Annotated in this window: 9 protein-coding genes; 3 read left to right on the top strand and 6 right to left on the bottom strand. The window is 50.3% G+C overall.

All coding sequences use genetic code 11. The features are described 5' to 3' along the window. Window positions 1-104: 104 nt before the first annotated feature. The 3 genes from A3848_RS01080 to tnpB all read right to left on the bottom strand — a co-directional run bounded on the left by A3848_RS01080 (window position 105) and on the right by tnpB (window position 2,934). Window positions 105-998: a cell wall hydrolase gene (locus A3848_RS01080; RefSeq protein ID WP_074083099.1), complete on the bottom strand. Its 894-nt coding sequence runs from the start codon at window positions 996-998 to the stop codon at window positions 105-107. A gap of 83 nt (window positions 999-1,081) precedes the next feature. Next, window positions 1,082-1,687 carry an RNA 2',3'-cyclic phosphodiesterase gene (gene thpR, locus A3848_RS01075; RefSeq protein ID WP_074083098.1) on the bottom strand — a complete coding sequence of 202 codons (606 nt, stop codon included), beginning with the start codon at window positions 1,685-1,687 and terminating at the stop codon, window positions 1,082-1,084. 164 nt (window positions 1,688-1,851) lie between these two features. Beyond that, entirely contained in the window at window positions 1,852-2,934 is a 1,083-nt protein-coding gene (gene tnpB, locus A3848_RS01070; RefSeq protein WP_074083097.1) for an IS200/IS605 family element RNA-guided endonuclease TnpB, read from the bottom strand. A gap of 166 nt (window positions 2,935-3,100) precedes the next feature. On the opposite strand from tnpB, the gene A3848_RS01065 reads away from it, so the two are divergent. Beyond that, the gene (locus tag A3848_RS01065; RefSeq protein WP_074083096.1) at window positions 3,101-4,057 is read left to right on the top strand and encodes a D-2-hydroxyacid dehydrogenase; all 957 of its coding nucleotides are present in this window, start codon (window positions 3,101-3,103) and stop codon (window positions 4,055-4,057) included. Window positions 4,058-4,165: 108 nt separating this feature from the next. On the opposite strand, the gene A3848_RS01060 is transcribed toward A3848_RS01065, so the two are convergent. The 3 genes from A3848_RS01060 to A3848_RS01050 all read right to left on the bottom strand — a co-directional run bounded on the left by A3848_RS01060 (window position 4,166) and on the right by A3848_RS01050 (window position 12,268). After that, window positions 4,166-5,956, bottom strand: a complete 1,791-nt coding sequence (locus tag A3848_RS01060; RefSeq protein ID WP_074083095.1) for a methyl-accepting chemotaxis protein — start codon at window positions 5,954-5,956, stop codon at window positions 4,166-4,168. A 261-nt stretch (window positions 5,957-6,217) separates the two neighbouring features. Then, a complete protein-coding gene (locus A3848_RS01055) occupies window positions 6,218-10,429 on the bottom strand; it encodes a glycosyl hydrolase (RefSeq protein ID WP_074083094.1) in 4,212 nt (1,403 codons plus the stop codon). A 429-nt stretch (window positions 10,430-10,858) separates the two neighbouring features. Beyond that, a complete protein-coding gene (locus tag A3848_RS01050; protein ID WP_074083093.1) occupies window positions 10,859-12,268 on the bottom strand; it encodes a deoxyguanosinetriphosphate triphosphohydrolase family protein in 1,410 nt (469 codons plus the stop codon). 250 nt (window positions 12,269-12,518) lie between these two features. Here A3848_RS01050 and A3848_RS01045 point away from each other — a divergent pair, with 250 nt between their 5' ends. Further along, on the top strand, window positions 12,519-13,232 hold the full coding sequence (locus A3848_RS01045) for a polysaccharide deacetylase family protein (protein ID WP_256702113.1): 714 nt from the start codon (window positions 12,519-12,521) through the stop codon (window positions 13,230-13,232). Between the two features lie 123 nt (window positions 13,233-13,355). Beyond that, on the top strand, window positions 13,356-14,351 hold the full coding sequence (locus A3848_RS01040) for a helix-turn-helix transcriptional regulator (protein ID WP_074083092.1): 996 nt from the start codon (window positions 13,356-13,358) through the stop codon (window positions 14,349-14,351). Window positions 14,352-14,529 lie beyond the last annotated feature (178 nt).

The raw sequence follows: 14,529 nt of genomic DNA, 5'->3' as shown, positions 1-14,529 counted from the left end.
AGCAGAAACGGTACCGGGCATAAAGCCCGGTACCGTTTCTGCTTGTAATGAAGCAAAGATGTCCCAATACCATTTTCAGGACTTCGGGACACCTGCTTTATCATTTATTTATAAAAAGTATGATTGCCGATCTTTTTGGCGTACTGCCTGGAATGATGCACCGTCAGATCTTGGGCAAGCTTAAGAGACAGGAAGAAATACGTATCGTCAGTCACTGCCTTGGTTCCGGAGAGTGCGGCGGTAACAGCTTTAATACTGTCCCCGTTGGGCTTCACGCGCTTAAGGCGCCCGTTGGCCACAGGACTGAACTGGCTTTTCTGATAGATTACATCATGTATGGTGTCGGGAAAATTGGCTGACCGCAGCCTGTTCAGAACAACGTTGGCGACTGCCACCTTGCCCTGGTACGGTTCGCCTTCTGCTTCTGCCATGACGATTTTTTGCAGCAGTAGCAGGTCTTCTTCGGATACCGCGTAGCTCCAGGTCGCTTGACCTCGCTGCTCCTGGCTTAATAGCTTTGTCCGAGAGAAGAACAATTGAGTGGGGGGATGTTGCTGAATTTCCGTCTTTTGGGTAATTACGGTCTGGCTCCCCTTAGCCACCGCCGTCTTGGCCACTTGCTGCACCATGGGCGGAGTTGACTTCACCACAGCTGCCTTTTGCCGGAGAATCCCAGTCCTTACTGCTGTACCTTTCGGCTTCAGTATATCTGGACTGATCCATTCCAAGGTCTGCCTGATCCTCTGGGTATGGAACAGATTGGCGGCTGTGGTGTAGAGCATGGGTTTCGGGGTATTCTTTGTCCTCACCAAGCTAGTTGAGGCTTCACTGGTCAGGGTCAACGCCGAAGCTTGTCCGTTCGAGTTCAAATGATTCATTTGTACTGTATTTTTGCCCTTTGCGGTTCCTTCAGAACCAAGCAGGCTTATCGCAGAGAAACACACCAGAATAACGCCAACAAGCAGCGCAATACAGCGGTTTTGTTTAAAGATTGCCATTTTTTACCTCCTAAATTTACGGCACATTCCTATTGTATGTAACCGAAAATGGAAGCTTTGAAAACTTTCTTATCGATTTTATATCAGAAAAACGGTAATTTTTCGATCATTTCATACATAGGAATGGCATGCATCCTGGTAGCATACACCAAAAAACCATCCACCGTCCAGCCCGCTGTTCCATTATCTTCCTCAACATCGGGCAGTTGGGCACGTAAATCAGAAAGCCTCTCGAGGCTGAACGGGAGGGTATCGCGGTATTTGCGGGCCAATGTAAGATGTGGTTTAAATTCTCTTGCTTCGGGTATGAAACCAAGAGGACGGGTAGCGGAAATCACACACTTCTGGAGATCCGCCAGTTTATCCATCTCTCCGGAAACCCCCGCCCAGAGCACTTTTGGCGCTTCCAGGCGCCCAAAAGCTCCCCATTCTGTGAGGTGCAGTTGAAATGGCTTACAAGTGGAAGATACCTCCTTTAGAGCCTCAAGAAGATCAGGAATCAACGGCTTGGGTGTATCCCCGAGAAATTGCAGGGTAATGTGATAATCCTCAGAATGTGTCCATTTGGCAAAATTCAGCGTGGCAGACAAGGAGCTGCACTCTTTTCCCAGGCTCTTACATAGTAGGGAGGGAAGATTCACCGCGATGAACAAGCGTTCCATTTCAGAGCCGGACTGCTTACGATCCATTTCAATTTCACCTTTCAGGGTAGATTTGTTATCCTTATTCTATACAGAATCAGACAGCCCTAGTGAACTACACACCACCTAAGAGGTGGGTGCTTCTTGGTCAATAGAGCTACTGCTCCAAGTTTACCCAAGCTTATAGGCTAGTTCCTAGCCCAATCGTTGCCCTATGATATGGCTAATTGTAGTAAGTTTTTAGCTGCGTTTACATCTCTGTCATGTTGTACACTACATTCAGGACAAGTCCATTCTCGTACTGCAAGGTTTTTCACTTCTGCATTTTTGTAGCCACAGCAGGAACAACATTGACTACTTGCGAAGTGTTTAGGCGCAATCATCAATTCTCTACCGTACCATTCTGATTTGTAGGTCAGCATTTCTCTGAACAGGCTCCACGATACTTCGGAGATGGCTTTCGCTAATTTGTGATTCTGCATCATGTTCTTTACACGCAGGTCTTCCATCACGATCACTTGGTTATCGCGTATCATTTGGGTGGACGTTTTGTGCAAGAAGTCTTTACGTTGATTCGCTATTTTTTCATGAAGCTTGGCAACCTTCAGCCTTGCCTTATTTCTGTTATTGCTCCCTTTTTTCTTTCTCGACAAGTCCTTTTGCAGCTTGGCTAATCGTTGTTCCGAATGACGTAGATGTTTCGGATTTACGATCACTTCACCATCCGAAGTTATCGCGAAGTTTTTTAGTCCCAGATCCACCCCAATTTTCTTTTCTGTTTTCAGCAGAGGGATTCGTTCTGTTTCCACCAGTACGGAAGCAAAATATTTTCCTGATGGTGTTTTGGATAGGGTGCAGGATTTGATTCGCCCGGTGAATGGACGATGGACCTTGATTCGGATTCTTGTCTTTAGTTTCGGAATTTTAATCGTTCCCTCTTCAATGGCTATCGTTCCGTTTTGATTGTTCGTTGTGAAGCTATGGTTGTTCGTCTTCTTGCTTTTGAATTTAGGGACACCCACGTTCTTATCCCGAAAAAAATGCATATAGGCTTTCTCCAGGTGGAGCTGAACGTTTGCTAATGCAAGGCTGTCCACTTCTTTCAGCCACGGGAATTCTTTCTTGTACCGGGCAGGTGTATTATGGAGCATTTTCTCCGTTTGTTGATAGTGTTCGATCTTATCCGCAAGCATTTTGTTGTAGATAAACCGGACACATCCGAACACCTTGGCCAGATATTGTTGTTGCTCGGGGTTAGGATAAATCCGGTACTTATACGCTTTATGTACGAACATGCCACGCAACTCCTTTCCAGGAATTTCCGAATTTATTATAGCACAAATGTTCGCATGCATGGATGTTCATTTCCTTTAGAAAGACCGTTTACATTCATCCCACCACTTTAGAAGTGGGGGAATTCTGACAACTTATTATTAAATAGTATAACGGGAGGGAACCATCTTGACGAAATCCATTGTTTGTTTGCACACTCTTTCACCACGGCAGCAAGAGTTAATCCGCGAAGCCGCTCCAGGTTATTCCCTTATACTTGGAAACAGCAAAGATCCCGATCTTGCCATGCTTGCCGAAGCCGAAATTGTTATCGGCTGGGGCAAAGGAGTTAGAGACACGCTGCTGAAGCCCGAGTCTCCGCTGCGCTGGGTGCAGACCTGGTCGGCGGGGATCGAGAAGCTTCCTCTTGATGCGATGGAGGACAAAGGAATTCTCCTGACCAACGCCAGCGGTGTGCACGCGGAGCCGATTGCAGCGGTCATTTTCGGCTTCATGCTGCTCTTTACCCGTAATCTGCATACAGCGGTTCGCAATCAATTGAACCGCCGCTGGCATTCGGAAGGCAATGAGAGTGAACTGACCGGTAAAACGGCTGTTATCGCCGGAACCGGTGCTATTGGCAGTGAGACCGCAAGAATCGCAAAAGCCTTTCGGATGAAAACCGTGGGCGTAAGCCGCTCCGGCAAGCCGGTGGACAGCTTCGATGAAGTTTACACGACTAGTCAACTTCAAGATGCTGTAGGCCAAGGCGACTTCGTGATCAACACACTCCCGCTTACCGAAGAGACGAAGCAACTGTTCGATGCTGAGATCTTCTCAGCCTGTAAACAGGGCTCTTATTATATCAATATTGGCCGGGGAGCCACAACCCATACAGAAGCTCTGATGGAGGCGCTGAACAGCGGACATTTGGCCGGTGCCGGCCTGGATGTTTTCGAGACAGAACCGCTTCCCCGGGAGCACCCGCTATGGGGGATGGAACAGGTCATCATCACCCCGCATTGTGCCGGGGCCACGGACCGCTATGCGGACCGGCTGGTTGATATTTTTATAGAGAACATGAAATCCTATTTGAAATCAGGAGCCCCTGCACGCAATCTGGTAGACTACAGCCGCCGGTATTAACGGAGTAAGCAAATAACGGGTGCTGTCCTCTCCCGAGGACAACACCCGTTATTCAATGTTCACGAACAGGTTCCGCATCAGCAAAACATCCGCTAACGCTCCGCTCTGCTATACTTGAAACCGCGTAACTGATTCCTTCAGCTCTCCCAGCAGGGTTCTAAGCTGTTCTATCCCGGTTGCCACCTCATTGGTGGAGCTGACCTGCTCATGGGCTGATGCCGAAGTCTCTTCCACACTAGCTGCCGATTCCTGGGCCAGGGCTGAGATGTGCTGGCTGAATTCATTCATGGTTTCACTTGCCCCGGTCATCTGCTGGAGATCATTGCCCATCTCATCAATGGTGCTGGACATCACGTATACTGACTTGTTAATTTCGGCCAATGCTTCACCTGTTTCCATGATTTTGCGGCTACCCTCTTCCGTCTTCTCCACACCGCTGCGTAATTGCTGAACCATTTCCCTGGAATCATCCTGGATGCCTTGTGTGATGCCGGTAATCTCCGAGACCGTCTGCTGCACATCCTCCGACAGCTTGCGCACCTCCTGTGCAACAACAGCGAAGCCTCGTCCGCTATCACCGGCTCTAGCAGCCTCGATTGCCGCATTAATCGCCAGAAGATGCGTCTGTTCAGAAATGCTGCGGATCGATCCCACCAGCCTGAATATACCTTCGTTCTTGAGATTAAGTTCTTCTACCGCCTCCATGGACCGTGAGACCACCTCGGCAATTTTGCCCATTTGTGCTACAGAGCTTTCCATCAATTCCTTACCTTTATCGCCCTTCTTCCTAACCTGCTCGGAATGCTCCGACAGTTCTATGCCTTTGCCGGCAAAATTCTCAATCAGCCGGTTCATGTCTTCTACAGCTCTGGATGCATCCACAGCCGCTTCGGCCTGACTTCCTGCCGCCTTGGCCAACTCCTCCATGGTGAGGGCAATCTGGGTGCCCCCTTCCTTGGTTGTAGTTACGTTATTTACCAAGCCTTCACTTTGTTCTGTAATAATCTGGGCAACGCTTCTGATCCGGTTGACGATTTCCAGAAGGGTCCGGTTCGTGTCATTCACTGTCTTTGCCAAGAGGCCGATTTCATCCATATTCCCAATAAGGGTATCCTCCGCAGTCAAGTCACCCCCGGATATACGCTGTAGATGGATAGTCACCTTCTTCACCGGGTGAATCATCAACCGCCGGATGAGCATGTTGATGCCCCCGATTACAATCAGTACCATCGCCAGCGTGATAAGACTCAGGGTCCAGGAGGTCTTGTAAATATCACCAGCCTGCTCTCCTTTATCCGCAGCTTCCTTTTGACTGGATTCCACAAGCTTCACGATATCAATCTGCATGGCGTTAAATGCGGCAATCCCTTTTTTCGAGACTTCCAGGGCAAGCTCCTCATCGCCTGATCCGCTAAGCTTGATCGTCTGGTTGTTGATAGTCATATACTCATCCCACTTATCCTGGAGAGCATTGAACTGCTGCAATTGACCTTCATTCTTGAGGACAGCCTTGTAGCTTTTCATGGTTTCAGCCAACTTGCGGATATACGAATCACGTTCCTGTTCAAGCTTCGCCTTCCCGGTACCCCCGGTATCTAAAATATGCTGCATGCTGACAGACATAATATGTTCTGTGTAGTAATTGATATTGTGGATCTGATTCAGCGCAGGAATCATCTCGTCGACGATTTGGCCTGTATTCTTCTGCATTCCTTTCATTTGAGACAGGGAGACGCCCCCTAGAACCATAACCAGAATGGCCAAGACTACATAACCGGAGGCAATCTTTATTGAGATGCTGCCTCTGACTTTTGCGACCCCCCGCTTCATGATCCCGCTATTCCACCTTCCCGAGGTACCTTTCTTCCCAAAACCTTTCTGCCTAAGCCTCTCAACCATGTCAGCGCCCCCTCAACCTTTGTGAAAACATAGCTTCAACTTCCAATTGTTACTTTTCATTTTCATAAATAGGCAAAACTATAGACTATAGTCTTTATTTCGGAAGAATGAATTAAGAATTTTATACTATGTAAGGTTCAGGAATAGGGAATTAGACATATTTGCAGGTGGACCGGGATCAGCTGGGCTATCCTCATTTATTGTATATGAATAGCCCCCGTGCGGTTGCACGAGGGCGATGTGCTGTTATGAAGTTTTTTGCTACTCCAGAATCATTTCATCGACATATACGCTAGCTGCACTGTCCGTAGAGAATATCTCCAAGCCCAGCGCGCGAACCATTGTCTTATCGATCTTGACCTTTCCGGTCCAGTCATATCCATTCAGATCCAGCGAAATCCATTGGTATTGATCCGTTAAGGTCACTTCATCCGTATTGGCCCAGTCCCAGTTCGCTCCACTTTTCAGGAACATCTTGCCCTTGGCCGTTCCGGATGAAACCCGCACGTGAAGCTTCAAGGTGCTGCCGTTGCTCAGGTCCTTATCACCCACGAAGTTCAGATCGAAGACCTTCGGGGCCTCCGCCTCAAGCGGATAGTCAGCGCTCAGTACCCCTTTGCCTCCGTCAGTACCCGATATCAAATGGCTTGCTCCCATAGTGTTAGCACCAAATGTCCATCCTTGCACAGAGCCTTCGAAGTCAAACAGGGTTCCCAGAGGCAGGCCGCCTCCGGTACTTCCGCCCGGCACATTTCCGGCATTCGGATCATTAACCGCCTTAATGTCGTCAAAGTACATCGAAGATGTCAGCTGCGTACCATCCGGTCTGGCATTGGTGTAGATTGAGAACTTTTGAACATCCTTCAGGTTAGTCTTGGTCAGTGTTCCTGTAGCGCCATTGGCCGGAACGAACTCACTGAACTTGGCAGTTACAAGTACAGCCTCGTCAGTGGTCGTGTCCGGGTAGTACTCGTAAGTGCTGCCACCGGCATTGATCTGTATTACCAGTTTCTGCCCCTTGGCATCCGGCTTATACCAGAATTGAAGTGCATTGTAAGCGGACCAATCCACGTTAAGCGCCTTGGTCACACCTGAATATCCGCTCGTGCCCAGGGTATAGGTATACTTCATGCCGTAACTGCCGCTATGCTTATTCGCATCTAGCACCGTTTCGGTCGCATCTCCACCCGCATGCACAAATTTTGTATTCAGCGCCTCGTTACTGCCCAGATAGCCTTCGAAATCGTCAACCATTGCCGGATCAGCTCCGGTCTCCACATAGGTGCTGTACAATCCGATATTGTCGATATACAGCGGAATACTCCCGCTTGCCAGTCCACTGCCCACAATGGATACCGCAATATCATCCGCTGCCAGGAGCGCCGCTGCGTCAGTCAAATCAATAGTCGGTGTGAAATGCACATATTCCACGCCATCGATGGTTACTTTTGGCAGATCCGCAAAAGTGACCTGTGTCGTTCCGATCCCATACTTGCCGTTCCAATCCGGAGGCAATTGCACGACTGCCTGCAGACTTGCCTTCCCATTCTCCGGCTGCGCGGACAATGGAACCCATGCTTCCAGCTTGACGCGGGTCACATCTGATAAATACACACTGTCTATAACCGTTTTTGCAGTTTTGAGCTCCAGCTTCAGCTCCTGCCAAGTATCTGCGGGGTTCATCCCGCTTGCATTCACCTTCAGCACACCGCTGCCGTTGAACGAAACCGGCTGGGTGGAGTCTATTGCCGCCTGATAGCCGCCGTTGCTCTGAACACCCTCAATGCCATTGTCGAATGTATAGACTCCAAGCAGAACTTCACTGATTTTTACATAAACCGTGTTCGTCTGTTCCAACAATACGGTTCCGCCTTCACCGTATACCCTCACCGTGACCGTCGCCATCTTACCGTTCAGCTTCGCGTCCGGGGACCAGTCTGCCACATAAAAGCCTGTTACCGGGTCCAGTACGAGTGGCATCTCCGCAGTAGATCCACCAATGGAATATACCACTTTTGACGGCTCCACATTTAGTACGCGAACACGAATACGGGTCGTCTTCTCCGTTACTGTCGCCTGATTTGCCGGAGAGGCAATGTGCATGAACGGCTGCTCCTTAGCAGCGGTAACTAGCTTTGTATAAGCACCGTTAATCTCGCCGCTGAACAGTGTGTACGCATCATTAAAGAAAGCTTTAAAGTCGGCCATCATCTGATGCTGTTCTCCAGAAACAAGCGGATAAGGAACATAAGAGTTCTCGCTTGGGGTGAAATCAGCCCAGGTCAGCATATAGGCCATTCGCTTGGCATCCGGACTGGATTTTAACGCCGTACTGAGACGGGTATAGAAATCCGGAGTGGAGTTGCCTGCCACCTTCATGTTTTGATAGCCAAATTCAGTCAGCGCGGCAACCTTGTGCTTCGTATCGGCAATCTTCGAGAGCGTTGCGGCCTCTGTCGCCACACCGTCGAACCAGCTTTGCCCTTCCCCGTTGTAGTAGCTGTCGAAGCCCAGAATATCTACATAATCATCACCAGGATAGGTTTCGAGATACTGCTCTTCATCCGTACCAAAACCACCGCCCGGAGAGTACGCATACAGGAAGTTGTGCACTTTCTTAATGTCCCGCAGGTATTCCACTGTGTACCGGTATAACTCTTTATATTGATCCTCTGTTGTAAAAGCACGCCCCCACCAGAACCAGCTGCCGCTCTGTTCATGGAACGGGCGGAAAATAACCGGAATGGGCTGGCCGCTGTCGTCTTTCAGACTGTTCGCAAAGGCCGCGATATGATCCAGAAAGGTGTTGAACTCGGCATGCTTGTCCCCGCCGGGCAGGATATGTGAGACGACAGAGCCCTTAAGGTCATAGAAATCGCCTCCGGTCACAAAGTTAGGCATATGTGAGCTGAGGGTAAGTACACCTCCCGATTCATAGGCTTTCTTCATACTGGCAACGAGGTTGCCGATACTGGCATATACATCCCCTGATACTCCTGGCTTCTCTTTGCCTTCCAGGCTGAGTGTATCCCAGCCGAACAGGGCCGGATGAGCACCAACGGCATTTTTCACATCGGACTCCGTTCCGTCAAGCTTCTTGATGGATTGGCCTTCGTCGGTTACGTGCTGCTGCCCGAAAAGGGTGCCTGTTCCTCTGATATCTTCCAGATAAGCGAACAGTGACCGGGTAGCAGACGATGCATCTGCATCTGCCAAATTCACGAGACGCGGGGACGGTTCGGTTCCCCCGTTACCGCTGCTTGGAGCAGGTGTGACCACCGGGCTGCTTGGTACCGGTGTTACAGATGGATTGCCAGGCGAAGCTGTGGCAACCGGCTGGCTTGGAGCCGGAGTACTGCCCGCTGCGGTCCACGCCGTAGCCACTCCGCCCTTAACACTATAGATTCCGGCCGCCAGAGGCTGGCCGTTCAGGACAACGGATGCTGCGCGGACGTCTAGCTTGCTGATCGTTCCCTTGCCTGCCAGAGAAGTGCCTGCAGCACCGCTGCCGATTACAAGTTCGGAAATCACCGCATTCTCGGCCACCTCAATAATAGAAGCGCTTTCAATTCCCATCCGGCTTACAGTTGTAGCGCCCTCGTCTGCGATACGCACTTTACCTTCCGGCCGGTTGACATTCACTGCAGCCAGCTTGGAATGATTGAAATGAATGGAGTTCTCTCCGCCTCCAGCAGTATATACGGAACCTGTCACGGTTACATTCTCCAAGGTGGCTTCACCGCTGCCGATGCCGGGCGCCAAATATAAATTGCCCGAAATCACACTGTCTTTGAGCACAGCACCTGTGTGGTTGATCAGGACATTGCCCTGAATAGCACCGCCGGTAACCGTTCCGGACGTGTTAATGTAACGGCTGACCAGTCTGTCAACGATGCTCACCAGCTCAGCCCGGGTAATGGGAATGTCCGGACGGAAGCTGCCGTCAGGATATCCGCTAAGCGTTCCGTTCAGCGCTTGAACGGCTTCCCTGGCATAGCCGCTGATAGTGCTACTGTCCGTGAAAGCGGCAGATGCCGCACCAGTATTTGGCTTTAACGAGAACACTGCTGCAAAAAGAGCGGCGGCATCCTGACGGGTGACTTTTGTATCCGCTTTCGCTTTGTTGTCCGGGAAGCCTTTATAATAACCGGCCTGTTTGGCGATAGACAGATCCTTGGCATACCAGACTCCTGCCGGTACATCTGCAAAGGGGTTCACCGCCGCAGCGCTGAATCCGAAGAGCTTATTCACCATGCTGGCCAGCTCAGCCCGGGTCACCTGATTATCCGGCCGGAATGATCCGTCAGGGTAACCCTGAACCACACCGTTTTCCTGCCACTTTGCAATACTGTCCTTGGCCCAGTGCATTCCCATCTTCTCATCCGCCTTGCCGCTTGCAAGCGCAGGAGCCGCCATCGAAATCAGCATGATGGAGGTGAGGAGCAGCGTGAACCCTTTTTTGAATCTCTTCATCCATTTGTCCTCCTTTTGTGTAAGGGTTTTCATTTTTACGAAGAAACATAATAACTACATTGGCAATATTAGCACTACAACCATAAATAAACAATAACAAAATTATAATATTTTCTAAAATTTTTATCTATTATTGAATTTACTGAAGATAAGCAATAGATATCATTCGCATAAACCTATGTATATCAAGGGGGTATTAGAAATACCCCTTTTTACAAACGGAGGCGCTCAACTGAACCACCTCAACCAAAAATAATAACAATATAATAACAAAATAGAGCAAGGCAACACCAGAATTCTAAAGCAAAGACCAGAAAAGAAAATAAGAGACCAGAAAAAAGCCGCCCCTTACAGGAACGGCTCACTTTATTTAGGAAGGTTCACTCTCATGATCAGCAGCTTCAGCAGCTTCCGTCGATCAGCTTCATTCTAGTCCAGATCATATATCGATCCGACTTTTAATCCGTACAGCTCATTGTATATTTTCTCGGCAAAAGCATCCGTCATTCCGGCGATATAATCGATCACCATATGCTCCCAGGTCCAGATGGGCTTAGCCTGACGCTGATCCTTCTCAAAACGCTGCAGCCAATCGCTGGGAATAATCGCCCGTGAGGCTTCCGGGTCCAGGAATGCCTCCCATAAGCGCCGCAGAATCCACTCGCTGCGTTTTTGCAGCCGCTGCACACGCAGATCACGAATCATCGTGACCCAGGCAAAGCTTTTCAGCACACTGACGGTCCGCAGCATGTCCTCATCCTCTTGACCATCTTTAATGAAGGTAACCTTCTTCCAGTCCCCGTCCTCAATGACACCAAGGCTGGCTACAAAGGTGCTAACCCAATAAGCCTTGACCTCGCGCCGGGTACGGGAATAATCATTCTCACAGGTAGGCATCTTCTCCATCCATACCCGCAGGAACGAGCTCAGTACCTCTTCAACCTTGATGTGTATGTCGGCATCCTTCCACCCCATCCAGAAGGCATCCTCTAAAGTGGTGATTTTCTCTACGATCAGCTTCTGGATATACGCATCATGCATGAAGTGCTCATGCACCTCAATTTTACCGGCTTTAATGCCATCCTCCAGATCATGCGCAGAATACGCGATGTCATCACAAAGGTCCATCAGTTGGGCTTCGAGCGTCTTCTTTCCTTCCGGAACTCCCCACTGGCTGCGGATGTCCGAGATATAATTCCATTCGTGCAGATACATGCCCTTCTTCAAGACCGTACCGGGAAAAGGGTATTTATTGATCCCCAGCAGCACCGCATCCGAGAGGTTCAGCCCGTCGATATTTTCGCGTTTCTCCAGGAACATAATCAGCCGGAAATTATGGGCATTGCCTTCAAAATGCTCATATTGCCGTCTCATGTTCTCACGGATCGTCTGCTGCTGCACCGGACCTGCGCCGGATTTGCGAACCGCCTCCGCTGTCTTCTTCGCCACAAGCTGCTCCAGTATGCTGTCGAGCACCTCTTCTCCCTTGTGGCCGAACGGCGGGTGACCGAAGTCATGGGCGATCGCTGCACATTCCACCACTTCCGGATCGATGACCAGCCCGGGATTCTCTGCTTGTCCGGTCTCCACCTCCGGGTAGGAGCGCAGCAGGCTTTTGGCCGCCTCACGGGCAATCTGCGCCACCTCCAGCGAATGGGTCAAACGCGTCCGGTAATAGTCTCCCGTGCCTGCACCGAATACCTGTGACTTGCCTTGCAGCCGGCGGAAGGTCGGCGAATGAATCAGACGTGAATAATCACGTTCATATGCGGCTCTAGAGGTTTCCAGGCGGGTAATCTCCGGATATTGCCGGTGCTCTCTCTTTTCAATTAGTGTCATATCCGCTGCCCCCATCCATGTTCTGTATTTAGTATTTCATTATAGTCATTTTACCCGGAACTTTCACTCCTAAATAGAAATAATCGGGGGACTCGGACAGGTATGAATATTTCATATCCGTCCTGGCGCATCCTAGAACAGCAATGCAAATAACCTGTACCGGATACAGAGTGGAATGGACCTGAAGCCAATGAAATCCGTCTGGAGAACCACTGCCGCTGCACTTGCAGCAATAATACTAGTCTCTGGCATGACAAACCCTGCACAAGGCAAGCCCATTGTCAAAAACCGTGACTATTACGAGCAGAGAGGCGACATGATCTGGGAAGTGCACACCAGCCAAAAAGTAATCGCCCTGACCTTCGACGATGGTCCCGATCCCTCCGCGACTGATCAGATTCTGGCGGTGCTTCGTCAGTACAACGCCAAATGCACCTTCTTCGCTATCGGCAAACGAATCGCAGCCTACCCCGATGTCGCCCGAAGGGTGATCACAGACGGACATGAATTGGCTAACCACACCTATAACCATATCTATTTCAAAAAACCAATCTCCGGACAGCAGATTCAAGAGGAGCTTGCGCTGACCGAGAAGGAGATTGTGAAGGTATCTGGCAGGCACAGCAGCCTGTTCAGGCCGCCGGGCGGCATGTACGACGAGACTCTGGTCGACATCTCTAACAGCATGGGCCTTACGCCGGTGCTCTGGTCTTGGCATCAGGATACACGTGACTGGAAGCGCCCGGGTGTGTACAGCATCGCCAACCGCGTGATCCGCAATGCGCACAGCGGCGACATCGTGCTGCTGCATGACCATGTTCATGGACAATCGCAAACCCTGGAGGCACTGAAAATTATTCTGCCCGAGCTGCAGAAGCAAGGCTTCCGCTTTGTCACCGTTTCCGATATGATCGGACTGTCCGATTTCCAGCAGGTCAAGCAACGCAGACATCTGGCATTTTAGCCTCCTCTAAGTCTCCAGCCTCCCAGGTGAATGAATTGCACAGGAACTTAAAATAAGGTAGTCTTGAGCTATTATAGCTGTATTCAGAGAACTGCCGCAGTTCATCCTTAGGAGGCTTTATCCATGTCCGAAAATACATCCTACACAACCGAGGAGATCGCCCGGTTGTTGAAGATATCCAAACTCAAGGTCTATGATCTGATCAAAAAAGGGGAGTTGCCCTCCTACCGGGTCGGCAAGCAGATGCGTGTGGATCTTTCCGACCTGGAGGCATACAAACAGAACTCGCGCAGTGGTACTTCCGGAAGTCTGATGACAGCCCCAGGGCTGGCCGAAGCGCCGGTGTCCATGCCTAAGCCCGTCCTGCCGCTGCAGTTTAACCAGACGCAGGGACACTCCGGCAAAGCCGCCGGCGTGAATGTGGTGATTACCGGGCAGGATATGTCACTGGACATCTTGGCAACTCATCTGGAACGCAGCGAGTCTTCTGCCCGTCCTCTGCGGTCGTATGCCGGGAGTCTGGACAGCCTGATTGCGATGTACCACGGGGAATCCGACATTGTCAGCACCCATCTGCTGGACGGAGATACAGGGGAGTACAATCTGCCTTATATCCGCAGACTGCTGGTCGGCTTTTCTTATATCGTAGTGCATATGCTGTCCCGGAGTGCAGGCTTCTATGTGCAAAAGGGCAATCCGAAAGGCATCCATAACTGGTCCGATTTGCAGCAGGGCGGAATTAGGCTGATCAACCGGGAACGCGGTGCAGGAGCACGGGTTCTGCTGGACGAGCAGCTCCGCCTCCATGGCATCTCTTCCTCCAGCATCAGCGGGTATGGCAACGAGGAGAACAGCCATTTCGCTATTGCCGGCAGAGTCGCCAGGGGAGAAGCTGATGTGGGCATCGGCACAGAAAAAGCCGCCAAGATTATTGACGGCGTTGATTTCATCCCCCTCATCCAGGAGCGGTACGATCTGGTGATACTCAAGACACCGGAGCACGAAGCACTGATCGGAACCGTTATTGATATTTTACGTTCAACCGCCTTTAAGAACGAGCTCAGCTCCATTCATGGCTATGACCTTAGCGAGACCGGCAACGTTATTTACGAAACTTGATACACTTCTATCGCCGCCAGCTTACTCAGAATCCTTATTTTCCTTTTTGTAGCTGAACTTATAGCTCCCTTTCGTTCCGGTTCCTACGATCTCCAGCTTGTAGGTGCCGGTTTGTTGTATCTGCAGCTCTTCCTCCCCCTCCTTATTCGTCTCCAGCTCTTTGAACAGCTTATGGTCA

It is taken from the genome of Paenibacillus sp. P32E, assembly GCF_001909085.1.
Classification (GTDB): domain Bacteria; phylum Bacillota; class Bacilli; order Paenibacillales; family Paenibacillaceae; genus Paenibacillus_AQ; species Paenibacillus_AQ helianthi.
Note: the sequence above shows the minus strand (reverse complement) of the source record. Positions and strands in the feature narration are given on the sequence as shown.

Excerpts from the sequence above, each read along its gene's own strand:
- A3848_RS01080 (WP_074083099.1), bottom strand. The coding sequence starts at position 998 with ATGGCAATCTTTAAACAAAACCGCTGTATTGCGCTGCTTGTTGGCGTT.
- thpR (WP_074083098.1), bottom strand. The coding sequence starts at position 1,687 with ATGGATCGTAAGCAGTCCGGCTCTGAAATGGAACGCTTGTTCATCGCG.
- tnpB (WP_074083097.1), bottom strand. The coding sequence starts at position 2,934 with ATGTTCGTACATAAAGCGTATAAGTACCGGATTTATCCTAACCCCGAG.
- A3848_RS01060 (WP_074083095.1), bottom strand. The coding sequence starts at position 5,956 with ATGGTTGAGAGGCTTAGGCAGAAAGGTTTTGGGAAGAAAGGTACCTCG.
- A3848_RS01055 (WP_074083094.1), bottom strand. The coding sequence starts at position 10,429 with ATGAAGAGATTCAAAAAAGGGTTCACGCTGCTCCTCACCTCCATCATG.
- A3848_RS01050 (WP_074083093.1), bottom strand. The coding sequence starts at position 12,268 with ATGACACTAATTGAAAAGAGAGAGCACCGGCAATATCCGGAGATTACC.
- A3848_RS01045 (WP_256702113.1), top strand. The coding sequence starts at position 12,519 with ATGACAAACCCTGCACAAGGCAAGCCCATTGTCAAAAACCGTGACTAT.
- A3848_RS01040 (WP_074083092.1), top strand. The coding sequence starts at position 13,356 with ATGTCCGAAAATACATCCTACACAACCGAGGAGATCGCCCGGTTGTTG.